Source organism: Corallococcus terminator, from assembly GCF_049194865.1.
Taxonomy (GTDB): domain Bacteria; phylum Myxococcota; class Myxococcia; order Myxococcales; family Myxococcaceae; genus Myxococcus; species Myxococcus terminator_A.
Genome location: NZ_JBLZWL010000005.1, coordinates 22,099 through 48,797 on the forward strand (window position 1 = coordinate 22,099; position 26,699 = coordinate 48,797).

A 26,699-nucleotide genomic window follows, 5' to 3' on the forward strand; every position below is an offset into this window, starting at 1 on the left:
TGGCCGGTCCGTCCTACGACAGGGGCGTGGAGGCCACCGAGGCGGGTGGGTATCCGTGAGGCACAGGAGGCTCGCCCATGAGCACGCCCGCACCCGCCCCGCTGTCGTCCCACGCTGACGCCCACCGCCCTGACCTGGACTGGCTCCGCGTCGTCGCCATCCTCGTGCTGCACCTGTTCCACACCGGGATGATGTTCAACCGGTGGGACTGGCACATCAAGGCGCCCTCGCTGCTGCCAGCGCTGGAGCCGACGATGGAGGTGCTGCACCACGTGCGCATGCCGCTGCTGATGGTCATCTCCGGCGTGGGCACGGCCCTCGCGCTGCGGCGGCGCTCGCTGCGCGACTTCGCGCAAGACAGGACGCGGCGACTGCTGCTGCCGGTGGTCTTCGGCATGCTCGTCATCGTGCCGCCGCAGATCTACGTGGAGCGCGTGCTCCAGGGTCGGTTCCACGGCGGCTACGCGGACTTCTATCCGTCCGTCTTCAGCTTCGTGCCCTACCCCGCCGGCAGCCTGAGCTGGCATCACCTGTGGTTCGTCGTCTACCTCTTCGCCTACTGCCTCCTCGCGCTGCCGCTCTTCTGGGCGCTGGGGACAGGGCGCGGGCAGGCGTGGCTCGCGAAGGTCGAGGCCTGGCTGTGCCGGGGTGTGAATCTCGGGTGGCTGTTCGTCCCGCTCTTCGTCAACGACGTGCTGTTGCACCGCTTCCCGCAGACGCACGCGCTGTTCGACGACCCGAGGACCTTCGGCCACTACGGCCTCCTCTTCCTCCTGGGACACCTGCTCGGCCGCGCGCCTGGAATCTGGGACGTGTTGGTGGCGCGCCGGTGGCTGCTGCTCGGTGTGTCGGCGGTCCTCTTCGCCATCATGATTCCAGAGAGCGAGTTCGACCTGGTGCCCGAGGTGCTCGGGGGCACGTCGGCCCAGTGGCTCTTCATCCTGACCGCGCTGGGCTGGGCGCGCCGGTGCGTGCGAACGGGGAGCCGATGGGTCCGGCACGCACAGGAGCTGTCGTACCCGTTCTACATCTTCCACCAGACGGTCATCATCGTCGTCGGCTTCGCGATGCTGCGGCTGCCCGTGGGGCCGTGGAGCCTCTTCGGCTGCGTGCTCGTCACCACGTTCCTGGTCAGCTGGGCCTTGAGCGAGCTGGTGGCCCGCCTGCCCTGGTTGAGGCCGTTCTTCGGGTTGAAGGCCCGTGTGGCGTCCCGTCCCGAAGCGAATCTACAGAACGTGCCCACGGGGCATACTGCGTGACGGAGCGCCCATGGCCGACCCCCACTCGACGTCCGCCCTCGAAGAGCCACCGTCCCAGGCCTGGCGGTGGCCCCATTTCCGGTTGCGCCCGGTGCTCGGGGTGTTCGCCTTCTGTCTCGTCGTAGGCGTGTCGTATGGCGCCGCGGTGAGGTTGGACCAGCTCGCCAACGGCCACGACGCCCTTCCCGCCTCGCGCGCCTTCTTCTGGGAGATCACCGGTGCGCTCTCGGCCTGGGTGACGCTGCCCCTCATCCAGACCGCGGCGCTGAACGCCCCGTCACCGCGCGTCTCGGGATGGGCGCGGTTCCTGGGCCTGCACGCGGTGGGCTTCGTGCTCTACACCTCCGCGCACATCGTCGTCATGCTGGGCGCGCGCTACCTGCTCTACCCGCTGCTGGGCTGGGGTGAGTACGAGTACGGACCGATGGCCTTCCGACTGCCCATGGAGGTGTCGAAGGACCTGATTGCCTACGGGCTCGCCATCACCTTCATCAGCCTCTTCTCGGCCTGGCGGGACCAGCACGCGCGGGCGCTGCGCGAGGCAGAGCTGGAGGGAGAGCTTCGCACCGCGCAGCTCCAGTCCCTCACCGGCCAGCTCCACCCGCACTTCCTCTTCAACTCGCTGCACACCATCAGCTCCGTCATGTACGAGGACCTGACGCGCACGGACCGGCTGCTCAGTGATTTGGGCCACGTGCTGCGCGCCAGCCTGGAGCGCGCGGAGCCCACGTGGACGCTGGCCGAGGAGCGCACGCACACCGCGCGCTTCGTGGGGCTCCTGTCGGCGCGCTTCGGCGAGCGGCTCGCGGTGCACTGGAGCGTGGAGCCGGGCCTGGACTCCGCGCGCGTGCCCTGCTTCGCGTTGCAGACGCTGGTGGAGAACGCGGTGAAGCACAACCAGGACCGTGTGGAGCCGCTGGAGGTCCGCATCCGCGCCCACGAGACGGCGGACACGTGGAGGCTGGAGGTCGAGGACACCGGCCGGGGCTTCGGCGGTGAGTCTCCCGCCGCCGGGCCTGGCGTGGGACTGGCGCACCTGGAGCAGATCCTCGCGCTCCTTCACGGCGGGCGGGCCCGACTGGAGCGGGGACGTGGGCCCGAAGGTGGCGCGCGCGTGTCGCTGACCCTGCCTCGGGGCGCGCGCCCGTGACGCCCTTCCGCGTGTTGGCCGTGGACGATGAATCGCCCGCTCGGGCCAAGGTGCGACGCCTGCTGGAGGGCGAGGCGCGCTTCACGCTGGTGGGCGAGGCGGCGGATGGAACCGAGGCGCTCACGCGCATCGAAGCGCTGAAGCCGGACCTCGTCGTCCTCGACGTACAGATGCCCGGCCTGACGGGCTTCGAGGTGCTGGAAGCGCTGGGCCCGGGCCCTGGCCCCGCCGTCATCTTCTCCACCGCGTATGACGGCTTCGCGCTCCGCGCCTTCGAGGCCCACGCGGTGGACTACCTGCTCAAGCCCTACGACGGCGAGCGCTTCGCCCGCGCCTTGGACAAGGCGCACGCGTTGCTGCTCGGTGGCGGCTCGGAGGCCACGAGGCTCCAGTCCCTGCTGCGGGAGGTGGCCGCGACGACGCCTCGGAGGACACTGGAGCGGCTGGTGGTGAAGGCGGGCGAGGCGTGGGTGCCCCTGCGCCTGGAGGACGTGTGGCGCCTGTCGTCCGAGGACAAGTACGTGCGCGTGTTCACGGCGCAGGGAGAACATCTGGTGCGCCAGAGCCTGCGCGCGCTGGAGGAGCGGTTGGACCCGGAGCGCTTCGTGCGCGTCCACCGCGGCGACATCATCAACCTGGACGCGGTGGCGAAGCTGGAGCCGTGGAGCCACGGTGATGGAATCCTCGTGCTGAAGAACGGCACGACGGTGGTGCTCAGTCGCACGTGGCGTGAAGCCTTCCTCCAGCGCTGGGGCATGGAAGGCTGACGGCGGGTAGGTCCACCTTCCTCCGCCCACCCGCCGCTACAGGTCTGTGGCGGATAATTTCTGCCGTGTCAGAGCCGCCTGTAGAGTGGGCGGGCAGCCATGGAGAACTCCCTCGACCTCAGAGATGGGCGAAAGGTCCACGAGGACCTGGCCGCCGAGCGTGCAGTGCTCGGCGCCGTGCTCGCGGACAACACGCTCATCGCTCCCGTAGGCGAAGTGGTCCATGCGGACGACTTCTCCAGCCCCGCGCACGCGCAGATTTTCGCGGCGATGATTCGCCTGGACGGCAAGCAGCAGCAGGTCGACCACCTGACGCTGGCCGAGGAGCTGAAGGTTCTCGGGCAGCTCGTCGCCGTGGGCGGCCCCGCGTACCTGATGCGGTTGGACCAGGTGGTGCCGCTGGCCTCCAACGCCGTCCAGTACGCCAACATCGTCAAGGACCAGGCGCTGCGACGCCGGCTGGCGCACGTCGGCCGCGAAATCCAGGACCTCGCCAGCCAGGAGACGGGCGAGCTGGAGGTGTTGCTCGACGAGGCCGAGCGCAAGGTGTTCCTCCTCGCGGAGAAGAAGCGCGAAGGAGACCTGCGGCCCGTCAGCGAGCTGATGGAGCAGACGCTGGATCTGCTCGACAAGATGAAGGCGGCGGCGACGGGCATCACCGGCCTGTCCACCGGCTACATCGACCTGGACAACCAGCTCACGGGTCTGCACGCCGGCGAGCTCATCATCCTCGCGGCGCGTCCCGGCATCGGCAAGACGTCCCTCGCGATGAACATCGCGGTGCACGCGGCGCTGAAGGAGAACAAGGCCGTCGGCATCTTCAGCCTGGAAATGCCCGCGGACCAGCTCCTGATGCGTCTGCTCGCGTCCACCGCGCGCGTGGACATGAAGAAGCTGCGCGGCGGTCGCCTCTCGCCACACGACGAGGAGAAGTTCCAGGAGATGGCGGGCGCGCTCTACAACGCGCCCATCTACATCGACGACTCGGGTGGCCTGTCCCCGTTCGACTTGCGCGCCAAGGCGCGCCGCGTGAAGCAGAAGGACCCCCGGCTGTCGCTGCTGGTCATCGACTACCTCCAGCTCATGCACCAGAAGGGCAAGGTGGAGAGCCGTCAGCTCGAGGTCGCCGAAATCTCCCGCGCGCTCAAGCAGCTCGCCAAGGAGCTGGAGGTCCCCATCATCGCGCTCAGTCAGCTCAACCGTAAGGTGGAGGAGCGCAAGGGCGGCAAGCCCATGCTGTCGGACCTTCGTGAGTCGGGCTCCATCGAGCAGGACGCCGACGTGGTGATGTTCATCCACCGCGAGGAGACCGAGGAAGGTCCCGACGGCAATCCGCAGGCGCCCGCGAGCACCGTCATCCCGGTGGAGCTCATCGTCGCCAAGCAGCGTAACGGCCCCATCGGCTCCGTCGACCTCGTGTTCCTCTCGGAATACACCCGGTTCGAGAGCCGCAGCCGAGGCGAGTAGCGCGGCGATACGGCGCTTCGTCCGCCCTACTCCACGCCCGTGCGCAGGTAGCGAACCACCAGCGTCCGGGCCGCTCGCGCAGCGGCCTCTAGCGAGAGGCCCCGCCCCAGCTCCGTCGCCAACGCGGAGGCCAGTCGGCACCCGGTGCCACGGCGCTCCGGCGCTCGCTCCAATCGCTGGCCCTTCAGCACACGGACGCCCTCCGGCGTGGCCAGCACGTCCGCCAGCCCCTGCGCATCCGGCAGGTGTCCGCCCTTCACCAGCACCGCGCCGAAGCCCCTCGCCACCAGAGCGACCGCGGCCTCACGCGCCGCCGCCACCGTGTCCGGCACGGGCCTGCCCAAAAGCCACCCCGCCTCATCCAGGTTTGGAGTGAGCACGACGCGCGGGCCCGCGAACGACAGGTAGCGCCGGGCGGACAGTCGGGACAACGGCTGTCCGCGCGACGTCCGCACCACGGGGTCCACCACCCACCAGGCCCGCGTCCCGGCCAGCGCGGTGCGCGCGGCCTCGAGCTGCGCGAGGCCCGGCACCATGCCCCACTTCACCGCGTGCACATCTCCCAGCTCGCGCGCGGCGACCAACTGCGCGCGGACCACACGCGGCGGAGAGGCCACCCAGGAGAAGGTGGCGCGTCCCTGCGCCGTCTGCGCCAGGGGCACCGCCACCGGCTGCCCTCCCCGCGCACGCACCGCCGCCACATCCGCCAGCAGCCCCGCTCTTCCCGTGGGCTCGAGCCCCGCCAACAGGACGACGCGAGGAATCACCGCCGGTGCTCTCGCGCTTTCTGGATGAAGGACTTGTACAGCCCCACGTGCACGGGAATCGTCGTCGCCATGTACTCGGGATGCCACTGCACGCCCACGGCGAAGACATGCACGGTGGACTCAATCGCCTCCACCACGCCATCCGGCGCCATCGCGCAGATGCTCACGTCGCGGCCAGGGCTTCGCACCGCCTGGTGATGCGTGGAGTTCACCATGAGCTGCCCGTGCCCCACCGCCTCCGCCAGCAACGAGCCGCTGCGCACTTCCACCGGATGCTGCGGCTGCGTGCGGTCATGCTTCTGCTCGTGCTCGCGAGCGCCCTGCACCTCGCGGCCGATGTCCTGGAACAGCGTGCCGCCCAGCACCACGTTGAGCAGCTGCATGCCACCACACACGCCCAGCACCGGCATGTTGCGCTTGAGCGCCCCGCGCATCAGCGCCGCCTCGAACGCGGTGCGCCCTTCCTTCAGCGCGCCCAGGCCCTCGCGCGCCGTTTCGCCATACGCCTCGGGAGGAATGTCGAAGGCGCCTCCGGTGACGAGCAGCCCGGACACGCGGTCCAGATACGCGTCCACGCACGTGGGGTCGTCCGCGTACGGCAGCACGAAGGGAAGGCCCCCCGCGCGCAGCACCGCGTCCGCGTAGGGCACCTTCAGCTCGTACCGCGCGAAGGGCTGATCCTCGGGCTGGCTCCAGTCCGGGGTGATGCCGATGTTGGGCCGCCGGGGCGGCTGGCCATGGTGACGCGGATGATTGTTCATGGGGGAGTCCGTCGGTCGACCCTACCCCCCCACACGTCCCCGTTCAAACGCGCCCGTCAGCAGGCGCACCCGCTCGGCGATGTCCTGGGCGAGCAGGACGTCCGAAACCACCGCCGCGCCATGCGCGCCCGTCGCCGAGACAGAGGCCACGTTCTCGAGCCCCACCCCACCAATGCCCACCACCGGAAGGGGGCTTCCCTTCACCACCCGCGCGAGCCCCTCCAACCCCAGCACCGGTGCGGGCACCTGCTTCGTCGTCGTGCCGAAGACGGGCCCCACGCCCACGTAGTCCGCGCCCGCCTCCCGCGCGGCCCTCGCGCCGTCCGCGTCGCGCACCGTGACGCCCACCAGGCGGCCGGGCCCCAACAGCGCGCGCGCCGCCTCCGGAGGCAGGTCCTCGTCGCCCACGTGCACGCCATCCGCGTCCGCCAGCAGCGCCAGGTCCACCCTGTCGTTGAGCAGGCACACCGCGCCCGATTGTCGACACAGCGAGGCCACCCGCCGCGCCACGGCCAGGGCCTCTCGCATCGGCGTGCGCTTCATGCGCAATTGCACCACCCGGGCGCCTCCCGCGAGCATCTGCTCGGCCTTGAGAACCAGGGGCACGTCCACCCGCACGGTGTCGTCGCACAGCAGATACAGGCCCGGGGGAAGCAGAGGACGGGGCGGGGCGTTCATCGGCACCAGGAAGGCGGGACGGCGGCGTTGACAGTCGCCCCCTCTGCTATAAGGTAGCCCGCTATTTTCCAAGCAATTCCGAGGATTTGAAACATGGCGGACACGGTGGACCCCAAGTATCTCGATAAGCGCACCGCGGAGCGGTACCTGCGCTCGGGCCAGTTGGACGAGAAGGCGTTCGAGCGCCACGTGAAGGGCCTGCCGGATGTGGCTGACAAGGCCACGACGGTGGAGACCTTCATGGATGACGACGTCGAGGACGACTACGACGACGAAGAGGATGACCTCGACGAAGAAGACGAGGCGGACGACGAGGACGAGGCGGACGACGAGGACGAGGCGGACGACGTGGCCGACGAGAAGGCCTCTTCCTCCGACGACGAAGTCGAGAGCAAGGACGAGCCCAAGGGCGAGGAGCCTGGCACCCCATGAGCCCCGTGGACGAGAAGCGCGGCGAGACCTTCGTGATGCGGGGGGAAGCGCGCTCCGCGTCCGAAGAGGCCATCTCCTTCAGCACGTTCATCTTCGGGTTGGGCACCGCGGTGCTCATCCACCTCGGTGACACGCCGAACCCGGAGACGGGCCAGACCTTGAAGGACTTGCCGCTGGCCCGGCAGAACCTGGACCTGTTGTCGATGTTGCGGCTGAAGACGCGGGGCAACCTGACGGCGGAAGAAGAGAAGCTCTTCGACGGCCTCCTCGCGGATCTTCGCCTGCGCTTCGTGGAGGCGAGCAAGCGGTGACGGCGCCTGTTCCCCGCTCGGGCAAGCTGCCCGGGCGCATCCGCTTCGCGGCGCTCGCTGGTGTCGTGCTCGCCATCTTCACCGGCTGGGGCGCGCTCAACGAGGCCATGGAAATGGCCCACTTCTACGAGGTCCGCTCCCGGCACATGGAGGCCGGCCCTCCGTTCCTGTTGGGCAGCGACCCCGCCATCCTCCAGAAGCTGCTGGAGGCCCAGTACCAGGCGCTGGAGCCCATGCGAGAGGCTCGCGCCGCGTTGATGGGCGTGCTCGCCGTGGCGTGCGCCTTCGTCTTCGTGTCCGCGTCCCACATGCTGCGCGCGGACGGCCTGCCCCGAGAGGCCCTGCGGAAGATGCTCGGCCGCGCCGCGCTCACCGTGGCGGTGCTGCGCACCATCGACGGCGCCCAGTGGGCCGTGGTGTCCCGCCGCGTGGGTGAGACGCTCGCCCAGACGCTCGCCGGGCGCCCCGAGTACCAGGACCCGACGACGGCCGAGGTCGTCACCAGCGTGGCCCCGTGGATGGCCCTGGGCCTGACGGTGCTGGGCACGGCCGTCATCGCGGGCACCTTCGCCCTGCTCGGCCAGTACTTCCGCAGCGACACCGTGCGGGACGCGCTCGTCGGCCAGGACAGTCCGGCCGACGGCTAGTCGTCCCGCGGTACGACGTCAGGGGGCGTGGGGTGCCATGCCGCCCGGCAGCAGGGCTTCCAGCGCGGACTCCCCGTCCGCCGAGGAGTCCTCTTCCAGCGTCAACACCCGCCCCAGCTCCGCGCGGGGCAGCCGCAGCAGCTCCTTGCGCGACAGCCCGAAGACGTGCGCCAGGTGCCCCATGGGCCAGCGCGACTGCATGTGCAGGAAGGCCGCCTCGTCCAGGTCCTCGGGACGACCCTCGGGCAGCTCCACGTTGTCGTAGACCACCCGCTCACCGCCCACGCGCCGTCCGTTGCCGTAGGCGACAACCTGCTCGCCCTCGTCTGGATCAAACACGTAGACGTGCACCGTGGCGTTGGCCGCCCGGGACAGCAGGCGAGGCAGCGCATGGTGCGCCGCATACCAGTGCGCCCCCGGCCGGCCCTGTGTGAAGGGGCCCACGTAGGCCAGTCGCACCACCTTGCGGCGCCGATTGACCGACACCTGCAGCCCGGTGGCGCCCGAGGCACCATCCAGCCGCAGCGCTTCACGGGCCTGCCGGAGCAGCTCCAGCCCGTTGAAGCTTTCGAGTCGAATGAGATAGCCGCCGTGCGCTTCCAGGTTCAGCCCCCCGTGGATGGGCGCCGCCTATAACCGAGGCTCCCCCCTGCTGGCAACTCAAGCACCTCGAAAATCCAGCCGCTACCAGGAGTCCAAAGTATTCCGCTTCCGGCGCAGATGTGACGCCTCGCGTTAATTGGGCCCGGCTGTTTGCCAAGCCCGAGGCGACTCTTACGTTGAGTGTATGCGACTCGATAAGTTCACGGTGAAGGCGCAGGAAGCCATCACGGAAGGCCAGACGCTGGCCCGCCGCGCCGACAATCCCCAGTACGAGCCGGAGCACCTGGCCGCGGCGCTGTTGGGACAGAAGGACGGCATCGTCGACCCCTTGCTGCGCAAGCTGGGCGCGGACGTGAAGCTGTTCTCGTCCCGGCTGGGCGAGGCGCTGGGCAAGCTGCCCAAGATGCAGGGTGGCGAGAGCGCCATGCTCGGCCAGCGCCTGCTGAAGACGTTCGACAAGGCGGACGACGAGGCCAAGGCGCTCAAGGACGAGTTCATCTCGTCCGAGCATCTGCTGCTCGCGTTGACCCAGGACAAGGGCACGACGGGCGAGGTCATGAAGGCGTCAGGCATCACCCGCGAGCGCGTGGTGGCCGCCCTCAAGGAGGTCCGTGGGTCCGGGCGCGTGACGAGCCAGGACGCGGAGTCCACCTATCAGGCGCTGGAGAAGTACGGGCGGGACCTGACGGAGGCGGCGCGCGCGGGGAAGCTGGACCCCGTCATCGGCCGCGACGAGGAGATTCGCCGCTGCATCCAGGTGCTCAGCCGGCGCACGAAGAACAACCCGGTGCTCATCGGTGAGCCGGGCGTGGGCAAGACGGCCATCGCCGAGGGGCTGGCGCGGCGCATCGTCGACGGCGACGTGCCGGAGGGCCTGAAGAACAAGCAGCTCATCACGCTGGACATGGGCGCCCTGGTGGCCGGCGCCAAGTTCCGCGGTGAGTTCGAGGAGCGGCTCAAGGCGGTGCTGAAGGAGGTCGCCGACGCGTCCGGGCAGGTCATCCTCTTCATCGACGAAATCCACACGATTGTGGGCGCGGGCAAGGCCGAGGGGGCCATGGACGCGGGCAACATGCTCAAGCCGGCGCTGGCGCGCGGCGAGTTGCACTGCATCGGCGCGACGACGCTGGACGAGTACCGCAAGCACATCGAAAAGGACGCGGCCCTGGAGCGCCGGTTCCAGCCCGTCTTCGTGGGCGAGCCCAGCGTGCACGACACCATCAGCATCCTTCGCGGTCTGAAGGAGCGCTACGAGGTGCACCACGGCGTGCGCATCCAGGACACCGCGCTGGTGGCCGCCGCCACGCTCAGCCACCGCTACATCTCGGACCGCTTCCTGCCGGACAAGGCCATCGACCTCATCGACGAGGCCGCCAGCCGCCTGCGCATCGAAATCGACTCCATGCCCACCGAGCTGGACGACATGCGCCGGAAGATGACGCAGCTCCAGATTGAGAAGGAGGGCCTGCGCAAGGAGACGGACCCGCACTCGCAGGAGCGCCTGGCCGTCATCGAGAAGGAGCTGGCCAATCTGCGCGAGCGCTTCGACGCGCTCAAGGTCCACTGGGACGCGGAGAAGACGGCCATCGGCGCCATCCGGACGCTGAAGGAGAAGCTGGAGAAGGTGAAGAACGACCAGGTCGCCGCCGAGCGCCAGGGCGACCTCAACCGCGCCGCGGAGCTGAAGTTCGGCGTCCTCCCCTCCTTGGAGAAGGAGGTCCAGATGCAGAACGGCAAGCTCCTGGAGCTGCAGAAGAAGCAGAAGTTCCTCAAGGAGGAGGTGGACTCCGAGGACATCGCCGCCGTGGTGGCCAAGTGGACGGGCATCCCCGTCTCGCGGCTGATGGAGGGCGAGGTCCACAAGCTGGTCCACATGGAGGACCGGCTGGCCCAGCGGGTGATTGGTCAGCGCAGCCCGATTGAGGCGGTGTCCAACGCCGTGCGCCGCGCGCGCAGCGGGTTGCAGGACCCGAACCGGCCCATCGGCTCGTTCATCTTCCTGGGCCCCACGGGCGTGGGAAAGACGGAGACGGCGAAGGCGCTGGCGGAGTTCCTCTTCGACGACGACACGGCCATGGTCCGCATCGACATGTCCGAGTTCATGGAGAAGCACGCCGTGGCCCGACTGGTGGGCGCGCCTCCGGGCTACGTCGGCTACGAGGAGGGCGGTCAGCTCACGGAGGCGGTGCGGCGCCGTCCGTACACCGTGGTGCTCTTCGACGAAATCGAGAAGGCCCACCCGGACGTCTTCAACATCCTGCTCCAGATTCTGGACGAGGGCCGGCTGACGGACAGCCAGGGCCGCACCGTGGACTTCAAGAACACGGTGCTCATCATGACGTCCAACCTGGGCTCCACCGACATCCAGGCGGGCATGGCGGGCAAGGACGAGCTGGACGACAAGACGCGCGAGGACGTCATGGACGCGCTGCGCGGCCACTTCCGGCCGGAGTTCCTCAACCGCGTGGACGAAATCGTCATCTTCGAGCCGCTGCGCAAGAAGGACATCTACCGCATCGTCGACATCCAGCTCGCGAAGCTGGACAAGCTGCTCGCCGACAAGCGGCTGGCGCTGGAGCTGACGGACGCGGGCCGCGAGATGCTGGCGGAGCGCGGGTACGACCCGACCTACGGCGCGCGGCCCCTGAAGCGCGCGGTGCAGAAGAACCTGTTGGACCCGCTGGCGCTCAAGGTGCTCAGCGGCGAGTTCCTGCCGGGTGACACCATCCAGGCGGATGCGGGCCCCAACGGGCTCACCTTCGCCAAGGTGCTGGTGGACACGGCGAAGAAAGTGAAGCGCGCGGAGTAAGGGCCGGGCCGTGCTCCGGGGCTCCACCGTCTTTGGGTGGGGCCCCGTGCTTTTTTCCGTCAGTCGGAGTCGGACATGCTGTCGTCGGACAGCTCGGCCTCGGAATCAGAGGCGGCGTTGTCCTGCCAGTGCTGCTCCATGGCGGCCACCATCGCGTTGATGGGATTGACCGCGGTGACATAGAGCTGGTCGAACGCGGTGGGATAGGCCTCGCGGATGGCGAGGGCATGCTGCCGGAAGGCCCGTCCCCTGAGGGTGTCCAGGCTCACTCCGGCCGTGGCCATGCGGGCCGGGTCCAACCCGAAGATTTCGTACTCCTCGTCGGCATTGGTGCCGTCCGATTCGGTCATCGTGTCCTGGACCGTCTTGAAGTCGAACATGCTGAACAGCGCGGCCTCGAGGTCGTCATCGTCGACGTCGCCTCCTGTATTCGCGGTGCGCGCCGCCAGCGCGTCGTCAGCCACCGTGCCGGCGCCTCCGCCGAAGTCCGCCTGGGCCAGGGGCAGCTTGCTGCGCACCACCAGCCACTGCTGGATGTAGCGCTGGAGCGCCAACGCGAGCAGGGGCGACTCATCATCCAGGGCGTTGGCGTTGGCCCGTCGGGTATTCAGCTCCGCGACTTCCGCCTGCATCGCCGCCCTCTTCCCGTCTTGCAGTTGATTGCGCAGACCCCAGCCCGGAAGGAGCTTCAGGTGGTCATCCAGGCCGTTCATGCTCTGGACCGCCTCGGCGAAGGACAGTGTCGTCAGGACCCCATCGAGCGTGTCCAGGTACGACTGCCAGGGCGTGGTGTGGTGACGCTCACTGGGCCAGAGGGAGCCTGCGCGGCCTCCCACGTTCACTTCGGTGATATTGCCCGCGGCATCCGCGTCGAGCTGCACCGCCACCCGCTGGATGGGCGCACCGCCCGCCCCCAGAGGTGCATCCACCTTGCGCTGGACCGGCTCGGCCAGCTTCAGGCCCGAGGCGCGCGAGCCCATGACATCCGCCTCGCGCTCCAGGCCCGGCGCGTCGTTGAGGGACTCACCTTGAAGCTGCGTCGTGGGCTGCACGCGCCCCTGCTTCTGCTGCACGACATGCCACGCCTCGTGGGCCAGGTGCTTCTCCTGTCCCGGCGCCACGTGGATGTCCGAGCCCTGCGTGTATGCCAGCGCCTGGAGCTGCGCGGGCGCCGACGAGTTGTAGTGGACCCGCACGTCGTCCATCGACAGGCCGGAGAGCGACTCCACTCCGGACTTCAAGCCGTCGGGCAGCCCGGTGTCGTTGCGCGGTGAGGCGCGACGCTGGAGCGCCTGGGCCTGCTTCGCCTGGGCCACCACCCGGGGCGACGCATCCAACACCCGCTGGATTTCGCCCAGCGCACGGGTCCGGGAGCTGCCCCCCGCGGTGGCACCCGAGGGCGTGGCGGGTGCCTCATCCCGCGTGGACAGCGACTCCTGCACGAACACGCCCATGCGATGTCTCCCGTCGAGACACGCAATGTACCGTGCAAGATTCAGGGGCCGACAGGATGCCCCGGGTGTCGCGCGCGTCCAACGGCTTCACCCCGAGGCAGGTCCTTTTCGAGCAGAGGACGTGGGGGGTGGCATCCCCACGTCCCCGGCCACGAGATCAAGAGGGCGAGGGCGGCGACGGCGATGCATCAGGGCTGTCCGCGCGAATCTTGCGCGAGTTCTCCTGCAGCTCCCTCCAGGAGTCCTCGTACTCCTGGCGCAGCCGGGACCACTCGCCGCCCTTGGCTGACATCAAGCGACGCAGGGCATCCCCCGTGCTCTTGAAGGAGCCACGCAGGAACTGGAGCTCCTGCTTCGTGAGCAGCGAGTCCTCGGCCCGCGTCCGGGAGATGTCCGCCTCCCATCCGTCGAACTGCGCGCCCAGCTCGCGCAGCTCCGCCTCACGCTTGCGCTCGTAGGTCGCGCGCCTCACGCCCGCCTTCTCCTCCGCGTCGACCAGGGACTTGTTCGTGTCGTCACAGAAGCGGAGCAGCTCCTGCTTGCCCCGCTCGAAGTCCTCCGTGCCGCGCTGGCGCCAATCCTCCAACTTGCGATGGAAGGCCTCGCGTTTCTGCTTCACCCCGCTCAGCTCCTTCGCCTCGTCGTCCGCCTTGCGGAGGTCGGATTGCGCCTCGACTTCGGCGATTCGCGCGTCGATCCGCCGCTTCTCCGCGTCCATCTTCTCTAGATATGCCTCGCGCTCATTCATGGTCTGGGTGCCCCCTTCGTCGCGCCACCCGGTGGCGGCTGCTCGTGAGGGTATGAATGAGGACAGCCCCCGGCATCGCACCCAGGCAGCGGCGCGAGGGCCCGGTGTGCCGTGCGGAGTGCTTGACCCCAGGCCGGCTCCGAGCGAAGAGCCGTGCCCATGAAGCCCTGGGAGACACTCGAGAGCGCGAACCTGCCGGAGGTGGGCGAGCTGACCCTGGTCCGTCGAGGGGATGAGTACGTCCTGCGCGTTCGCGGCCAGACACTGATGTCCAGTCGGATGCACGGCTCGGAGGAGGCTCTCGCGAAGGCGGGCTGCGCCGGAGTGGTGGCCTCCGGAACCGGCCGAGTGCTCGTCGGAGGGCTCGGCTTCGGCTACACGCTGCGTGCCGTACTGGACACCGTGGGCACGGGCGTCCGTGTCTCCGTCGTGGAGCTGCTGCCCACCATCATCGCCTGGAACCGGGGCCCGAACCTCGCGCCCCTCGCCGGGGCTCCGCTCGAGGACAAGCGCGTCACCGTCGTCGAAGGGGACGTCGGCGACGTGATGGCTCGCAACTCCGCCACCTTCGACGCCATCCTGCTCGACGTGGACAACGGCCCCAGCGCCCTCACCCACCCGGACAACCAGGGGCTCTACGGCCTGCGTGGGCTCTCCAACGCCGCCCGGGCCCTGCGCTCCGGAGGCATGCTCGCCGTGTGGAGCGCGGGCCCCGCCCCCGCCTTCGAGCGCCGCATGGAGAAGTGCGGCTTCACCGTCGACGTCCTCCACCCCCGTGCCCACGGCACCAAGGGCCCCCGCCACGTCCTCTTCATCGGCAAGCTGGGCAGGGGCCGCGGCTGAGCCGGGCTTCAGAAGGGCTCGACAGAATATGATGACCGGTATATTCATCTCTCCGTGAGCAAGGGAGAGGACACACGCCGTCGGATGATTGCCGCGGCGGCGGAGATGTTGGAGCGCTCGGGGTACGCGGGCGCGGGCATCCAGGAGCTGCTGGAGGCAGGCAAGGCGCCTCGGGGCTCGCTCTACTTCCACTTCCCGGGCGGCAAGGAGCAGCTCGCGGTGGAGGCGCTCCAGGTCTCCTCCACGGAAGTCACGAAGCTGCTCGGCGAGCACCTCGCCACCGAGCGAGGCCTGGTCGCCGGGCTGCGTCGCGCGCTGGCGACGCTCGCGGACCGGGCGGAGGCCTCCGGCTTCGAGAAGGGCTGCCCCGTCTCGGCCGTGGTCCTCTCCTCGGGAGCGACTCCCGAGCCGGTGCGCGCCGCCGCCGCCGAGGCCCTGCGCACCTGGCAACAGCTCCTCACCGAGGCCCTCCGCGCTGAAGGCCTCACCCCCACCGAGTCACGGAGACGCGCGGCCCTGCTGCTCTCCGCCATCGAAGGCGCGCTGCTGCTCATGCGCGCCCATCGAAGCCGTGCTCCCGTCGAGGAGCTGTCGAAAGAACTGGAGCGCCTGCTCTCGCTGGACGGATAGCGGCCCCGAGCCAACGCGGATGGGCCGCGCTGGCTCGACTTCATAATATGTAGACTGGTCTATATAAACTGAGGTCATCATGAAGGTGTCATCACCGGATGCGCTCGTCATCGGCTCCACGGGATTGCTGGGGCGCTGGCTGGTTCCTGAACTCACTCGGCGCGGGCAACGGGTGGCCTTGCTGTCGCGCGATGTGCGCGCGCGGGCCCAGGCCTATCGCGACTGGGTGGCCGCGCTGGGAGGCGCACCCGAGCAGCTCGTGTTCCTGGAGGGCGACCTGGACGCGCCACGCCTGGGACTGAGCGCCGAGGATGAACACGCGCTCCAGGACGTGCGCGACGTGTTCCACATGGGAGCACGCTTTGCCTGGCACCTGGGCGCGGACGAGGCACGGCGCACCAACGTGGAGGGCACTCGCGCCGTGGTGGAGCGGGCCTCCCGACTGCCCGCGCTGCGACGGCTCGTGCTCGTGGGCGGCTATCGCATCGGCCCTCGATTCAACGCCTCGGGCGAAGTCGTCCCCGCGCCTTCCTTGAGCTTCACGGGCTCGGGCGCCTACGAGGCCTCGAAGGCGCTCGCGCATCAGGTGGCGCTGGAGACGGCCGCGCGGCTCGGGGTTCCCGTCACCACGGTGCATCCCTCCTCCGTCATCGGGGACAGCCGCACCGGCGCGACGGTGCAGAGCCTGGGCATCGGGGACACGTTGCAGCGCGTCCACGCGGGGACGATGCCCGTGCTGCTGGGCTCTCCGGAGACCTTCGTCCCCCTGGTGGCCGTGGACACCGTGGCGCGCTTCCTCGCGGGTGTGGCGGAGCTGCCCGAGACACGCGGGCAGCAGTACACGCTGCTGGACCCGAGCACGCCTCCGCTCCATCAGCTCGTGCGGTGGGCGGCGGAGCGCTCCGGTCGACGGGCGCCGCGCTTCACCCTGCCCGTCTCGTGGGTGCGCTGGCTGCCGGAGCGACTCCTCGGCGCCGCCACGGAGTCGCTCGGCTTCCTCGACACGGCCCGCTACCCGGTCGAGCCCGCGCTCGCGCTGGCCCGACGCATGGGCGTGGAGCTGCCTCCGGTGCACACGGTGATGGAGCGCTGGTTCGACTTCCTGCGCGCCGCGGACTTCACCCCCGATGTCGAGCGGGCTCGCGCCGCGACGATGCGTCCCGCCTGACCCTGCCTGTCAGGAGCCAGGGCCCGCACCCGAGCTCCGCCCACCGAGCGCCTCGTCCTGTGGTGTAGTGGCGGCGCTCTCGACACGGACCGGAGACCTCCTGGTGAACCGCCCTTCCCTGCTGGCCTTGCTCGTCATCTTCCTGACCGCGCCCGTGGGGCGTTCACTCGCGGCGCAGCCGTCCGTCGTGCTCGGTGGCCTGGATGGCCTCTACCCCGAGCTGGACACCTTCTATCGGGACCTGCACCAGAACCCGGAGCTGTCCTTCCAGGAGGAGAAGACCGCCGCGAAGCTCGCCGAGCGACTGCGCAAGCTGGGCTTCGACGTCACCACCGGAGTCGGTGGCACGGGCGTCGTCGCCCTGCTGCGCAACGGACCGGGGCCCACCGTCATGCTGCGCACGGACCTGGACGCGCTGCCCATGGAGGAGAAGACGGGCCTGCCCTACGCGAGCAAGGTCACGGTGAAGAACGCCGAGGGGCAGACGGTGCCGGTGATGCACGCGTGCGGGCATGACGTGCACATGACGGTGTGGCTGGGCACCGCCACGCTGCTGTCGAAGAAGAAGGACCAGTGGAAGGGCACGCTGATGATGGTGGGCCAGCCCGCCGAGGAGATTGGCGCGGGCGCGCGGAAGATGCTGGCCGACGGCCTCTTCAAGCGCTTCCCCAAGCCCGACTTCGCGGTGGCCCTCCACAACACCACCGCCGCTCCCGCCGGACGGGTGGAGTACGTGGCCGGCTATGCGATGGCGCATGTGGACTCGGTGGACATCACCCTCTACGGCAAGGGCGGCCACGGCGCGTATCCGCACACCACGGTGGACCCCATCGTCATGGCGGCGCGCACCGTGCTCGCGCTCCAGTCCGTGGTCAGCCGGGAGAAGCATCCCTTGGAGCCCGGCGTCATCACCGTGGGCGCCATCCAGGGCGGCACCAAGCACAACATCATCCCGGACGAGGTGCGCCTCCAGCTCACCGTGCGCTCGTACAAGCCGGAGGTGCGCAAGGCGCTGCTCGACGGCATCGAGCGCGTCGCGAAGGGGGAAGCCCTCGTCTCCGGTGCCCCCCGTCCGCCCAAGGTCGAAGTCACGGAGGGCACTCCCGCCACGTACAACGACCCGACGCTCACCCGCCGCCTCACCGACGCCGTGGTGCGAGCGCTCGGCGAGAAGAACGTCGGCGAGGCCCAGCCCGTCATGGGCGGCGAGGACTTCTCCGAGTACGGCCGCGCGGGCGTCCCCGCCGTGATGCTCTGGCTCGGCGCCGTGGAGCCCCAGCGCTTCACCCAGGCCCGCTCCGGTGGCGAGCCGCTCCCCTCTCTCCACTCTTCCGGATTCATCCCGGACCGCGAGCGCACGCTGCGCACGGGTGTCACCGCACTGACAACGTCGGCCCTGGAGCTGTTGGGCAAGCCCTGAGGCGCCTTGTTAGAACGGCGGCATGCTCAAAGCCGCCACCGCACGCGCGCTCCTCCTCTCCGCCTGCGGGCTCTTCTGCGCCTGCGCGCGGCAAGTGCCCGCCTCCGCCCCCGAGTCCTCCTCGAATGGTGGCCCTCCGCCCGAGAACTTCTCCAAGCTGGTGGACACCATCTTCGAGGCCTCGTTCGACTTCTCGCCGTCCAACGGCACGGCGGTGGGATTTCACGCCTACGACAGCAAGCTGGAGGACCTGAGCCGGTCGCGCATCGAGGCCCGCATCAGCGAACTCGAAGCGCTGCTCGCGCGGCTGCGCGCCGTGGACCGGAGCTCGCTCTCCTTCGATGACACCATCGACGCGGAGGCCCTGGAGAGCCAGCTCCTCGCGGAGCACTACGAGCTGAGCGTGCTCCGGAGCTGGGAGCACAACCCCATGCTGTACGCGGGGCTGCCAGGGGGCGCCATCGACGGGCTGATGAAGCGCGACTTCGCGCCGAAGGCCGAGCGACTTCGCGCGGTGATTGCGCGCCTGAAGGCCGTGCCCGCCGTCTTCGCGGCCGGCAAGGCCAACGTCCAGACGCCGCCGCGTGAGTTCACCGACCTGGCCCTGCGCATGGCGAAGGGCTCCGTGGGCTTCTTCGAGGGCTCGGTGGCGACGTGGGCCAAGGACGCCGCGGGCAACGACGCCGTGCTCCAGTCCTCGTTCCTCGTGGCCAACCGCGCCGCCATCGCCGCGGTGAAGGACTACGCACTCTGGCTGGAGAAGGACCTGCTGCCGCGCTCCACGGGAAAGTACGCGCTGGGCGAGGAGCGCTTCCTCACCAAGCTGCGCTACGAGGAGATGATCGACCTGCCCCTGCCGGAGCTGCTCGCGCGTGGCGAGGCCAATCTGGAGAAGGACTTCCGCGACTTCGTGGCCACCGCGAAGCGCATCGACCCGCGCCTCTCGCCGGCCCAGGTGATGGCGAAGCTGGAGGCGGACCACCCCTCGGCCCAGGAGCTCATCCCCACGGTGCGCGGCTCGGTGGAGGGCGTGCGCGAGTTCCTCGTCGCCAAGGACCTGGTCACCATCCCCTCGGAGGTGCGTCCGCGCGTGGAGGAGACGCCGCCGTATGCGCGCTCGGGCTCCTTCGCCTCCATGGACACGCCCGGGCCCTACGAGAAGAAGGCCACCGAGGCGTTCTATTACGTCACGCCCGTGGAGCCCGACTGGGACGCGAAGCATCAGGAGGAGCACCTGCGCCTCTACAACGCGCCCGTCGTGGCGGTCATCAACATCCACGAGGTGTGGCCCGGCCACTACCTCCAGTTCCTCTACGCCCCCCGCTTCCCCACGAAGGTGCGCAAGCTGGTCGCCGTGGGCAGCAACGCGGAGGGCTGGGCCCACTACGCCGAGCAGATGATGCTGGACCAGGGCTTCGGCGGGGGTGACCCGAAGCCGCGTCTGGCGCAGTTGTCCGAGGCCCTGCTGCGCGACTGCCGCTACGTGGCCGGAATCAAGCTGCACACCGCGGGCTGGACGGTGGAGGACGCCGCGCGCCTGTTCCGCGAGCGGTGCTTCCAGCAGCCGGCCAATGCCTTCGAGGAGGCCCGGCGCGGCGCCTACAACCCGACGTACCTCTACTACACGTTCGGAAAGCTGGAGGTGCAGCGCCTGGCCCAGGACTACCAGGCCGCGAAGGGCCAGGGCCTCAAGCAGTTCCATGACGCCTTCGTCGCCCAGGGCAGCCTCCCCTTGCCGCTGGTGCGGCGGCTGCTCCTGCGCTGACGACCGCGGGTCGCGACGAGGGCCTCCGGGCCGGGAGACCCTCGCCGCGACTCGCGGGAGCGCGAGCGTCCCCCAAGACGCCCGCGCTCCTCCCTCCCCACCTCAGGGTTTAAGGGCAGCGACCCGGAATGTTGGTGCTGCAGCCGAGGTCTCCGCACCGGGAGAAGGTCGTGCAGCGATGGGCCCCGAAGTCGCTGAAGGCCCTCACGGAGATGGTGCGCCGCCCCTCCGGCGCCGACTCCACGCACCTCTCGTAGTCGGTGATGGGCGTGTTCGGCTCCTCGAAGAACGACTCACCCGTATTGAGCATGCCGCTGGTGATCGCGCACGTCATCGCGTTCGCCGCCGTCGTCGCGCGGACCTCCACGGTGCGCACCGCGCACTGGAACCGGTCCTGGATGCCCACGGTGAAGATGGAGCCCGCGGGGTCGCACGCTCCGCCCGTCGCCGACTGGCAGCTGCCACTCACGCAGTTGCCTCCCGGGTTGCACATCTGACCGCTGGACGAGTTGCAGCACGCCTCACCCAGGTCACCGCAGTTGCGGCACAGCTCGCCTTCCGACTCCATCACGCACATCAGCGAGCCGTTGCAGGTGCCCGCGGCGCTGACGATGCAGCACTCCTGTCCCTCGCCACCACACGGCACGCACGTCCCGCTGTTGCACGCCAGCCCCGCGTTGCAGCTCGCGGAATCGGTGCGGCACGCGCAGCCCTGGGTCCCCGCCTGGCTGGGGTCGCAGCTCGGGCTACCACCGCCCTGGCAGCTTCCACAGCCCGCCATGACGACCATGCACAGCATCAACAGCCCCCGCAGGGGTGAGTTCAAGTTCACGATGGGAATCCTCATTCGCAGAGTCGAAGGGAGCACGGTGTCGGCGTGGCTCATGGGCGCAGCACCAGATGCACGGTCTGTCCCTCGCCATCCACCGCGCGGACCAGGACCTCGAAGTCGTCGGAGACGGCCAGCGCCTCCACGAAGCGGTAACCCGCCTTGGTCAGCTCCACGGGCGCCACCTGGGACAGCGGGACGCTCTTCTTCCCATCCGGGGTGGAGATGAAGGCCGTCTGCGTCTTGCCATCCTCGGCGGTGGCGGTGCCCACGGCCCAGCCGCTCACGTTGAGCGACACGGCCTTCGCGGACACGGCACCCTCGGGCAGGGGCAGCCACTGCGCGCCGTCCTTCTGGGACCAGCGGAAGGGCCGCTGCTTCTTGTCGGGGGTGCGAGCCGTGCCCAGCACCATGCCCACGTCGTTGAGCGCGGTGACTTCCGACTCCTGGTCCACCAGGACCTGCGACTCCTTGCCGACGATGCGCACCGCGCGCGGACCCTTGCTCGTCGCCACGGTGGACGCGGCCTCTCCCAGGGCGTTGAAGAAGTTGCGGCCCGAGGCGAGCCCCGCCAGTCCCTGGTGCTTCATGGGGCCGACCTCGTCCACCAGGTACACGGTGTCCTTGTCATCCGGCCAGCGCACCAGCGGGGTGCCATGAGCGTTGCCCAGGAGCGCCTCGTAGCCGTCGACCCACACCTCCGCGCCCGCCTTCACCGCGCCGGCCTTCAGTCGGAACGCGCTGGGGCCCTTGGACGTGTACGCGGTGCCGAACACGTCGCCGCTGCCGCTGATGCCCTTCACCTCCACGCGGTTCACCTTGAGCACGTCCTGGAGCGAGTACGTGTCCTTCGTGGTGACGAGCGAGTCCGACTCCTGGTTCGCCAGTCGCGCCACCACCGCGCCACCGTTCAGCAGGAAGCGGGGAATGGAGTACGCGGGCAACGTGGTCCAGGCCTTGAACGGAAACAGCACGACGACGCACCGGAAGACGCCCACCTTGAGCGTCTGACGGATTCCGCCGGACGAGGCCTGGATGACGGTGGGGCCGGACCAGCCCGCCGGCAGCCGCATGGCGAAGCGCGCGGTGCGCTGGGCCTCGGGGACGCGCACGTTGAGCACGTTCACGCTCGCGTCCACGCTCAGCAATTCCACCAGCGCGCCACCCGTGGGCGCGGGGCTGCTCAGCGTCACCTCGCCCACCAGCTCCGAGGGGTCCGGCGACTGGCAGCGGTTGGTGGGCGTCAGCACGCGAACGGAGGCCAGACGCGGACGGGGCATGCCCGCGTAGGCGACGAACTGGCGGACCGCCACCTCTTCGGTCCAGTTGAACTTGAAGACGATGTCCGTGTAGCCGTCCACCCAGACCTGGCCACCAGAGGTCAGCACCAGCTCCACGTTGTGCGGACACGCGGAGTGGGCGCAGAACGGGTCATCCGCGCCGCGCACCAGCCGGGCAAAGGCCTTCAGCGTGCCGCGCACGCGCGTGACGCTGTTGGCGCTGCCCAGGTAGTAGGGGTTCGCCAGCGTCTCGTCGAAGGTCCAGGTCAGGACGTTGCCGGAGCGCGAGCCGGACATGCGCAGCACCACGTCCGAGTTGATGCCGAAGTCGCGCGCGGGGACGTTGAGGTTCAGCGTGCCGGGCGCCTTGGGCAGCAGCCAGTAGCCCGTGGCGTAGTCGTTGCCCTTCACATGGATGCGCGCCGCGTTGAGGCGCACGTTCGTGCCGCGCCAGACGTCGTCCAGGACGTCCGCCTGGGCCACCGGAGTCAACCAGAGGCCGAGCAAGGCCAGCAGGCCCAGCCTGTTCAGAATGCGTTTCATGAAGACCTCGAATGCGTGGAGTGATTGAGACGAGAAGCGTGGTGAAGCCGTGGCTCAGCCGTCACGCTGGGCGGAGGACTGGGCCATCAGGGACATGATGCGAGCGCGCACGGAGGACTGCTGCCCCGGGCGCAGCGCGAGGGCCTGGAGCATCTGGTAGATGGGCGCGCTGCCATCGAGCCGGTGGGTGATGACGTTCAGGAGCGTGGACTCCGCGCCGGACGCGAGCTGGCCGGAGACGACCCAGCCCCGCAGCCGCTCCAGGTCCGCCGCGTCCAGCGTGCGCGCATCCAGCGCGTCGAGCAGCGCCGACTGCACATCTCGCACCTTCTCGAAGTCGAGCGAGTCCAGCAGCATGCGGGTGGCCACTTCCTGAGGCGCGCGGCGCAGCGACTCCGCAGCGGCGGCGCGCACCTCCGCCGAGTCCGCGCGCAGGTGGGGGCCCGCCTGGTCCAGCACGGACTCCAGGCCGGTGTTGCCCAGGGCGCGCAGCGCGTGCATCCGCTCCTCGTCGCTGCGTGCATCCCTCAGCGCGGCCTCCAGCGGGCGCACGTACTTCGCCACCTCCGGGTCCCCCGGAGACAGGTGGGAGATGACGCCGCCCAGGGCGTACAGGGACGCCCGCTCCGTGGCCACGTCGTTCGCCGCGCGGGCCTGGGCGTGCATCGCCGTCAGCAGCCGCCCCGTCTCCGGCTCGGGCTCCCGGAGGAAGCCGGCGCGCTGCACCATCAACCCGAAGGCGCCCTCGTGCTCGCGGGCCACCGGCGACTGGAGCAGCTCGCGCATCGTGGCCTGAGCCTCGGCATGGCCGGCCCCCGCCAGCAGGTCCATGGTCAGCTCGCGCAGCCCGGGCGACACGCCCTTGCGCAGGAAGACGGCCGACAGCTCCCGCGCGCGCTCGGGCTCCAGCTTGAGCGCGGCGATGGCACGGCGCACGAAGCCGTCCAGGTCCGCGATGGCCTCCGCGCTCTTCGCGGAGGAGAGCACCTGGAGCACCCGGTCCATCGTCATGCCGTCGGCCTGGCTGCGCAGCAGGGAGACCTCCGGGTCTCCCTCGAACGCAATCTGCGAGGGCAAGCGGATGATGGACTTGGCCTCTCCCGTCGCGAGCAGCGGCTTCAGCTCGCGAGAGGCGAAGTCCACGCGCAGGCGCATCCGGCGCGACATCAGCGCGCCGCCGCCGGGCCGCGACGCGTCCAGGGACTCGTCATGGAACACGCCCGCCAGGCGCCCCTCCGGGGTGCGCTCGAAGCGCGTGAGCGAGCGGAGGTCCTGCTGGAAGGGCGTGCTTTCGCCCGCGGCCCGCAGCTTCTGGTAGCGCGAGCGACGGCGCGTCAGCCGCGCGTCACCGTCCCCCTCGAAGCGGAAGTGGGCCTCCACGTCGCCCGTCTGGGTGGACTCGACGGCGTTCCACTGGGCGGCATCGCGCAGCTCCGTGGGGAACATCTCGGCCGCCAGCGTCTGCGTGAGCTGACGGAACATGGGAGGCTCGGCCTCCGAGAAGCGCACCGCCATCAGCGCGCCCCGGGCGTCCAGCTCCACCCACGCGGAGGCCGACTCGGGAAGGTGCGACGCCAGGGTGGCGGCGTCGGGAAAGAGCGCCTGGCCCGACAGGATGGCCTCGTGCCGCTCCAGGGACTTCAGCGTCAACCGCAGCCGCGTTCCGGTGGGGCGCACCTCCAGCGCCTGGAGCGCCAGCGAGCCCTCCAAGTGCAGCGTTCCATCTATCGTGGTGGACTCACCGGAGGCGGGCATCGGCAACGACACGCGCTGGAGGTCGTCCCAGACGAAGCGGTAGACGCGCTCCTCGCCTTGCGTCCACTGGTAGAGGGGCAGCCGCGAGTTGCTCGCCACGGCCGAGGTGTCGGCGCCCGTCGCGGTGGGGCGCGTGAAGTACCAGGCGGACAGCGAGCCGGTGAGCAACAGGGTGGACAACACGGCCGTGCGGACGGCGAACCTCGGGCGACGCATGAAGGACTCCAGGAATCAGACTGAAGAGGACCGGAAATGGGCCACCCAGGAACACCTGTACCTGGGTGGCTGTAGCGGGGCCGGTTCCGCCTCGACGGGAGGAACCGGCCCGGACCCGCACGGGTGGCTAGAAGAGCTGCACCACCGGCACGGTCCGCTGCTCGTTGAAGATGTTGTGATTCACGCCGAACCCGCTCCACGTGAAGACGGGGAACTCCGCGTTGAAGGGCCCCAGCTCCGCGTAGAGCAGGATGCGGCCGTCGAGGAAACGCGCCTCGAGGTCGAGCCTCGACGTGAGCCGGAGGAACAGCGTGTTCGGGTTCGTCGGGTGCGAGGGCGAGCTCAGGTAGATGCCGATGTCGCTGTAGAGCGGCAGATTCACGCGGGTGATGAGCAACTCCGCGCGCACGGCCACCTGGAGCTCCGGGATGCCGATGCCCACCGACACGAAGCCCTTGGCGACGAGGTACGGGGTGATGGTGCCGAACAGGTCCACGCCCAGCAGGTCCGCCGCGCAGTCACGGGTGATGGCGCCACCCAGACTCACCTTGATGCCCGTCTCGGCGGAGACGCCGCCCTTCAAGGTGACGGGAATGAACCAGACCATGTAGGTGACAGAAGTCTGGGCGGAGTGACTCACGTAGAAGGGCGTCTCCTCCGCGAACACCATGCGCAGCGGGTAGTTCTTGTCGTGGTTGTAGACGCCGATGCCCAGCACGCGGGCGCCCAGCTGGAGCCGGATGCCATTGCCCTCCGTGCCCGCTTCCCCTTGGACGTGGACCACCTCGAACCGCGAGGGGCCGAACACGTTCACGTACGCGTTGAACTCCGCGTAGATCCGCGCGTTGTAGTCGCACCACGGCCCCGTCAGGCCGAACGACTTCGCCTTCAGGTCCGCGCCGGGCGCCGTGACTTCCCAGCCCGCCTTGTAGTCGTAGCCACCGCCGAACGCGGTCTCGCCGCCGTAGCCGCTGTCACTGTGCTCACTGCCATGGCGCACCAGGCCCGTGGACGGCTCCACCGGCGCATCCAGCTTCGCGATGTGCTGGCCGTAGATGCTCAGATACTGGGTGAGCAGCGTGGAGGTGAGCGTGTAGTCCTTCTGCTTCAGCGCGGAGAGCTTGAGCAGGTCCGCGTTGCGGACGAAGCTCTGGTCGCTGAAGTCGTTGCCCGTCAGGTTCAGACAGGCCTGCAGGTCCGCGGCGCGGCGCGGCGCCATGGCGGCCTCGAGCTGCCCCTTGTAACGGCGCGGGCTCCAGTCGCAGGACGTCACCGTCGAGGTGTTCAGGCAGCCCAGTTCCTGGGCCTTCACGAGCTTCTCCTCGATGGCCTTGTCGAGCACGTAGAGCTGCTCGCCCACGATGTTGCCGAGCTCCTTGGGGTCCATGTCCTGCCGCTTGTAGATGAGGACGGCCTGCTGCCAGTCGGCGTAGACGGCCGCGCGCTTGCGCAGCAGGGCGGTGAAGGCCTCCTGCTCCTCCTGACGCACGGTGAGCACGTCGTCGGGGGTCTTGATGAGCTGCTTGCTCATCGACTCGTGCCAGGCGTCCGTCGGCGTGGCCCACTTGCGGGCCTGCTCGTTGTTGGCCAGGAGCGCGGCCTCGGAGGTGAACTCGTAGCCATTGATGCCGTCCGGGTACGGGCCCGGGGCGAACTCGAAGTACGCGTTCTTCGCCACCGTCTGGGCCGTCCAGATGGGCGCCAGCTTCTTCTGGTCGCGGCTGTACAGCGTGCGGTTCGCGATGCCGTCCGCGCCGTACGCCGCGTTGAAGAGCGCGCGGTAGTCGTCACCGTACTGGCCCGCCACTCGCTCGAAGCGGCTGTAGCCGTGGTACTTCTCGTCCACGAACTCCTGGCACGAGGTGATTTGCGTGCCGTTCTTGTCCCAGGCCTCCAGCTGCGTGAGGTACGCCTTCTCCGGCTTCGTCAGGTTCTCCAGCCGCTTGCGGTAGAGCACCTGGCCCTTGAGGACCTGGCCCGCGAGGCTCTGGTCCATGCCGCTGAAGTTGGTGACGCCCAGCGTGACGGGCTGCGTGCCCACCGTCGCCGTCTTGCCACCGAGTTCCTCTGGCAACAGCGCTACCTTCTTCGGCGACTGCTCCCAGCGCGCCTTCCACGCCGTCTCCGTGAGGCCCTGGCAATAAGCGTCGAAGGTCTGCCCGCAGCTGCTCGCGCGGTAGTCCACGTTCGCGCACTGCTCCAGCACCGGCGTCGCGCAGGGCGCCGCGACACTCGCCGGCGCCGCCAGAATCGTCACGGACAGTCCGGCCCAACTCAGCGGGTTCCCCAACAGGCCCACTTTCTTCCCCTTGGTCATATGCAGCTTCGTCCTTGGTGTGGGGCCGGCTTCGGGCTCGGCCCGCGCAGCCACAGAGCACACGCTGTGCCGCGCGCTGC

23 protein-coding genes are annotated in these 26,699 nt (G+C 69.4%); 13 read left to right on the forward strand and 10 right to left on the reverse strand.

What is annotated here, in order from left to right; all coding sequences use genetic code 11:
- Nucleotides 1-77 precede the first annotated feature (77 nt).
- The 4 genes from ACN469_RS05530 to dnaB all read left to right on the forward strand — a co-directional run bounded on the left by ACN469_RS05530 (nucleotide 78) and on the right by dnaB (nucleotide 4,643).
- Nucleotides 78-1,259 (forward strand): acyltransferase family protein, encoded by a 1,182-nt coding sequence (locus ACN469_RS05530; RefSeq protein WP_498764855.1) that lies wholly within the window; start codon nucleotides 78-80, stop codon nucleotides 1,257-1,259.
- A gap of 10 nt (nucleotides 1,260-1,269) precedes the next feature.
- A complete protein-coding gene (locus tag ACN469_RS05535) occupies nucleotides 1,270-2,409 on the forward strand; it encodes a sensor histidine kinase (protein WP_498764857.1) in 1,140 nt (379 codons plus the stop codon).
- Nucleotides 2,406-3,176, forward strand: a complete 771-nt coding sequence (locus ACN469_RS05540; protein ID WP_498764859.1) for a LytR/AlgR family response regulator transcription factor — start codon at nucleotides 2,406-2,408, stop codon at nucleotides 3,174-3,176. The genes ACN469_RS05535 and ACN469_RS05540 overlap by 4 nt, the downstream gene beginning before the upstream one ends.
- Before the next feature lie 99 nt (nucleotides 3,177-3,275).
- Nucleotides 3,276-4,643 (forward strand): replicative DNA helicase, encoded by a 1,368-nt coding sequence (gene dnaB, locus ACN469_RS05545; protein ID WP_498764861.1) that lies wholly within the window; start codon nucleotides 3,276-3,278, stop codon nucleotides 4,641-4,643.
- A gap of 26 nt (nucleotides 4,644-4,669) precedes the next feature.
- Here dnaB and thiD read toward each other — a convergent pair whose 3' ends face one another.
- The 3 genes from thiD to thiE are packed head-to-tail and all read right to left on the reverse strand — an operon-like array spanning nucleotide 4,670 to nucleotide 6,849.
- Complete coding sequence (thiD, locus tag ACN469_RS05550; RefSeq protein ID WP_498764863.1) at nucleotides 4,670-5,410, reverse strand: bifunctional hydroxymethylpyrimidine kinase/phosphomethylpyrimidine kinase; 741 nt, start codon at nucleotides 5,408-5,410, stop codon at nucleotides 4,670-4,672.
- A complete protein-coding gene (locus ACN469_RS05555) occupies nucleotides 5,407-6,171 on the reverse strand; it encodes a gamma-glutamyl-gamma-aminobutyrate hydrolase family protein (RefSeq protein ID WP_498764865.1) in 765 nt (254 codons plus the stop codon). The genes thiD and ACN469_RS05555 overlap by 4 nt, the downstream gene beginning before the upstream one ends.
- Before the next feature lie 21 nt (nucleotides 6,172-6,192).
- A complete protein-coding gene (gene thiE / locus ACN469_RS05560) occupies nucleotides 6,193-6,849 on the reverse strand; it encodes a thiamine phosphate synthase (protein ID WP_498764867.1) in 657 nt (218 codons plus the stop codon).
- A 93-nt stretch (nucleotides 6,850-6,942) separates the two neighbouring features.
- On the opposite strand from thiE, the gene ACN469_RS05565 reads away from it, so the two are divergent.
- From ACN469_RS05565 to ACN469_RS05575, 3 genes are read left to right on the forward strand one after another with little or no spacing between them, the layout of a single operon-like run.
- Nucleotides 6,943-7,281 carry an RNA polymerase subunit sigma gene (locus ACN469_RS05565; RefSeq protein ID WP_498764869.1) on the forward strand — a complete coding sequence of 113 codons (339 nt, stop codon included), beginning with the start codon at nucleotides 6,943-6,945 and terminating at the stop codon, nucleotides 7,279-7,281.
- Entirely contained in the window at nucleotides 7,278-7,592 is a 315-nt protein-coding gene (locus ACN469_RS05570; protein ID WP_498764871.1) for a DUF1844 domain-containing protein, read from the forward strand. The genes ACN469_RS05565 and ACN469_RS05570 overlap by 4 nt, the downstream gene beginning before the upstream one ends.
- The gene (locus tag ACN469_RS05575; RefSeq protein WP_498764873.1) at nucleotides 7,589-8,239 is read left to right on the forward strand and encodes a hypothetical protein; all 651 of its coding nucleotides are present in this window, start codon (nucleotides 7,589-7,591) and stop codon (nucleotides 8,237-8,239) included. The genes ACN469_RS05570 and ACN469_RS05575 overlap by 4 nt, the downstream gene beginning before the upstream one ends.
- 18 nt (nucleotides 8,240-8,257) lie before the next feature.
- On the opposite strand, the gene ACN469_RS05580 is transcribed toward ACN469_RS05575, so the two are convergent.
- The gene (locus ACN469_RS05580) at nucleotides 8,258-8,725 is read right to left on the reverse strand and encodes a hypothetical protein (protein WP_498764875.1); all 468 of its coding nucleotides are present in this window, start codon (nucleotides 8,723-8,725) and stop codon (nucleotides 8,258-8,260) included.
- A gap of 301 nt (nucleotides 8,726-9,026) precedes the next feature.
- Between ACN469_RS05580 and clpB the strand changes: the two genes are divergently transcribed.
- Nucleotides 9,027-11,651 (forward strand): ATP-dependent chaperone ClpB, encoded by a 2,625-nt coding sequence (clpB, locus tag ACN469_RS05585; protein WP_498764877.1) that lies wholly within the window; start codon nucleotides 9,027-9,029, stop codon nucleotides 11,649-11,651.
- 59 nt (nucleotides 11,652-11,710) lie between these two features.
- On the opposite strand, the gene ACN469_RS05590 is transcribed toward clpB, so the two are convergent.
- Nucleotides 11,711-13,105, reverse strand: a complete 1,395-nt coding sequence (locus ACN469_RS05590; RefSeq protein WP_498764879.1) for an eCIS core domain-containing protein — start codon at nucleotides 13,103-13,105, stop codon at nucleotides 11,711-11,713.
- Between the two features lie 157 nt (nucleotides 13,106-13,262).
- A complete protein-coding gene (locus ACN469_RS05595; protein WP_498764881.1) occupies nucleotides 13,263-13,853 on the reverse strand; it encodes a hypothetical protein in 591 nt (196 codons plus the stop codon).
- A gap of 159 nt (nucleotides 13,854-14,012) precedes the next feature.
- On the opposite strand from ACN469_RS05595, the gene ACN469_RS05600 reads away from it, so the two are divergent.
- The 5 genes from ACN469_RS05600 (at nucleotide 14,013) to ACN469_RS05620 (ending at nucleotide 19,679) form a co-directional block, all read left to right on the forward strand.
- Nucleotides 14,013-14,696 carry a spermidine synthase family protein gene (locus tag ACN469_RS05600; RefSeq protein ID WP_498764883.1) on the forward strand — a complete coding sequence of 228 codons (684 nt, stop codon included), beginning with the start codon at nucleotides 14,013-14,015 and terminating at the stop codon, nucleotides 14,694-14,696.
- An 84-nt stretch (nucleotides 14,697-14,780) separates the two neighbouring features.
- Entirely contained in the window at nucleotides 14,781-15,326 is a 546-nt protein-coding gene (locus ACN469_RS05605; RefSeq protein ID WP_498764885.1) for a TetR/AcrR family transcriptional regulator, read from the forward strand.
- A gap of 79 nt (nucleotides 15,327-15,405) precedes the next feature.
- Nucleotides 15,406-16,494, forward strand: a complete 1,089-nt coding sequence (locus tag ACN469_RS05610) for an SDR family oxidoreductase (protein WP_498764887.1) — start codon at nucleotides 15,406-15,408, stop codon at nucleotides 16,492-16,494.
- Nucleotides 16,495-16,597: 103 nt separating this feature from the next.
- A complete protein-coding gene (locus ACN469_RS05615) occupies nucleotides 16,598-17,914 on the forward strand; it encodes an amidohydrolase (protein ID WP_498764889.1) in 1,317 nt (438 codons plus the stop codon).
- 22 nt (nucleotides 17,915-17,936) lie between these two features.
- Complete coding sequence (locus ACN469_RS05620) at nucleotides 17,937-19,679, forward strand: DUF885 domain-containing protein (protein WP_498764891.1); 1,743 nt, start codon at nucleotides 17,937-17,939, stop codon at nucleotides 19,677-19,679.
- A gap of 109 nt (nucleotides 19,680-19,788) precedes the next feature.
- Here ACN469_RS05620 and ACN469_RS05625 read toward each other — a convergent pair whose 3' ends face one another.
- The 4 genes from ACN469_RS05625 to ACN469_RS05640 all read right to left on the reverse strand — a co-directional run bounded on the left by ACN469_RS05625 (nucleotide 19,789) and on the right by ACN469_RS05640 (nucleotide 26,619).
- Entirely contained in the window at nucleotides 19,789-20,511 is a 723-nt protein-coding gene (locus ACN469_RS05625) for a hypothetical protein (RefSeq protein WP_498764893.1), read from the reverse strand.
- Between the two features lie 50 nt (nucleotides 20,512-20,561).
- Nucleotides 20,562-22,331, reverse strand: a complete 1,770-nt coding sequence (locus ACN469_RS05630; protein WP_498764895.1) for a hypothetical protein — start codon at nucleotides 22,329-22,331, stop codon at nucleotides 20,562-20,564.
- A 54-nt stretch (nucleotides 22,332-22,385) separates the two neighbouring features.
- Nucleotides 22,386-24,302 (reverse strand): HEAT repeat domain-containing protein, encoded by a 1,917-nt coding sequence (locus ACN469_RS05635; protein ID WP_498764896.1) that lies wholly within the window; start codon nucleotides 24,300-24,302, stop codon nucleotides 22,386-22,388.
- A 127-nt stretch (nucleotides 24,303-24,429) separates the two neighbouring features.
- Nucleotides 24,430-26,619, reverse strand: coding sequence for a hypothetical protein (locus tag ACN469_RS05640; RefSeq protein WP_498764898.1), 2,190 nt, complete (start codon nucleotides 26,617-26,619; stop codon nucleotides 24,430-24,432).
- Nucleotides 26,620-26,699: the final 80 nt, after the last annotated feature.

Excerpts from the sequence above, each read along its gene's own strand:
- ACN469_RS05565 (WP_498764869.1), top strand. The coding sequence starts at position 6,943 with ATGGCGGACACGGTGGACCCCAAGTATCTCGATAAGCGCACCGCGGAG.
- ACN469_RS05555 (WP_498764865.1), bottom strand. The coding sequence starts at position 6,171 with ATGAACAATCATCCGCGTCACCATGGCCAGCCGCCCCGGCGGCCCAAC.
- ACN469_RS05620 (WP_498764891.1), top strand. The coding sequence starts at position 17,937 with ATGCTCAAAGCCGCCACCGCACGCGCGCTCCTCCTCTCCGCCTGCGGG.
- thiE (WP_498764867.1), bottom strand. The coding sequence starts at position 6,849 with ATGAACGCCCCGCCCCGTCCTCTGCTTCCCCCGGGCCTGTATCTGCTG.
- ACN469_RS05630 (WP_498764895.1), bottom strand. The coding sequence starts at position 22,331 with ATGAAACGCATTCTGAACAGGCTGGGCCTGCTGGCCTTGCTCGGCCTC.
- ACN469_RS05570 (WP_498764871.1), top strand. The coding sequence starts at position 7,278 with ATGAGCCCCGTGGACGAGAAGCGCGGCGAGACCTTCGTGATGCGGGGG.
- ACN469_RS05590 (WP_498764879.1), bottom strand. The coding sequence starts at position 13,105 with ATGGGCGTGTTCGTGCAGGAGTCGCTGTCCACGCGGGATGAGGCACCC.
- ACN469_RS05605 (WP_498764885.1), top strand. The coding sequence starts at position 14,781 with ATGATTGCCGCGGCGGCGGAGATGTTGGAGCGCTCGGGGTACGCGGGC.
- ACN469_RS05635 (WP_498764896.1), bottom strand. The coding sequence starts at position 24,302 with ATGCGTCGCCCGAGGTTCGCCGTCCGCACGGCCGTGTTGTCCACCCTG.
- ACN469_RS05640 (WP_498764898.1), bottom strand. The coding sequence starts at position 26,619 with ATGACCAAGGGGAAGAAAGTGGGCCTGTTGGGGAACCCGCTGAGTTGG.
- ACN469_RS05600 (WP_498764883.1), top strand. The coding sequence starts at position 14,013 with ATGAAGCCCTGGGAGACACTCGAGAGCGCGAACCTGCCGGAGGTGGGC.
- ACN469_RS05595 (WP_498764881.1), bottom strand. The coding sequence starts at position 13,853 with ATGAATGAGCGCGAGGCATATCTAGAGAAGATGGACGCGGAGAAGCGG.
- clpB (WP_498764877.1), top strand. The coding sequence starts at position 9,027 with ATGCGACTCGATAAGTTCACGGTGAAGGCGCAGGAAGCCATCACGGAA.
- dnaB (WP_498764861.1), top strand. The coding sequence starts at position 3,276 with ATGGAGAACTCCCTCGACCTCAGAGATGGGCGAAAGGTCCACGAGGAC.
- ACN469_RS05610 (WP_498764887.1), top strand. The coding sequence starts at position 15,406 with ATGAAGGTGTCATCACCGGATGCGCTCGTCATCGGCTCCACGGGATTG.
- ACN469_RS05530 (WP_498764855.1), top strand. The coding sequence starts at position 78 with ATGAGCACGCCCGCACCCGCCCCGCTGTCGTCCCACGCTGACGCCCAC.
- ACN469_RS05535 (WP_498764857.1), top strand. The coding sequence starts at position 1,270 with ATGGCCGACCCCCACTCGACGTCCGCCCTCGAAGAGCCACCGTCCCAG.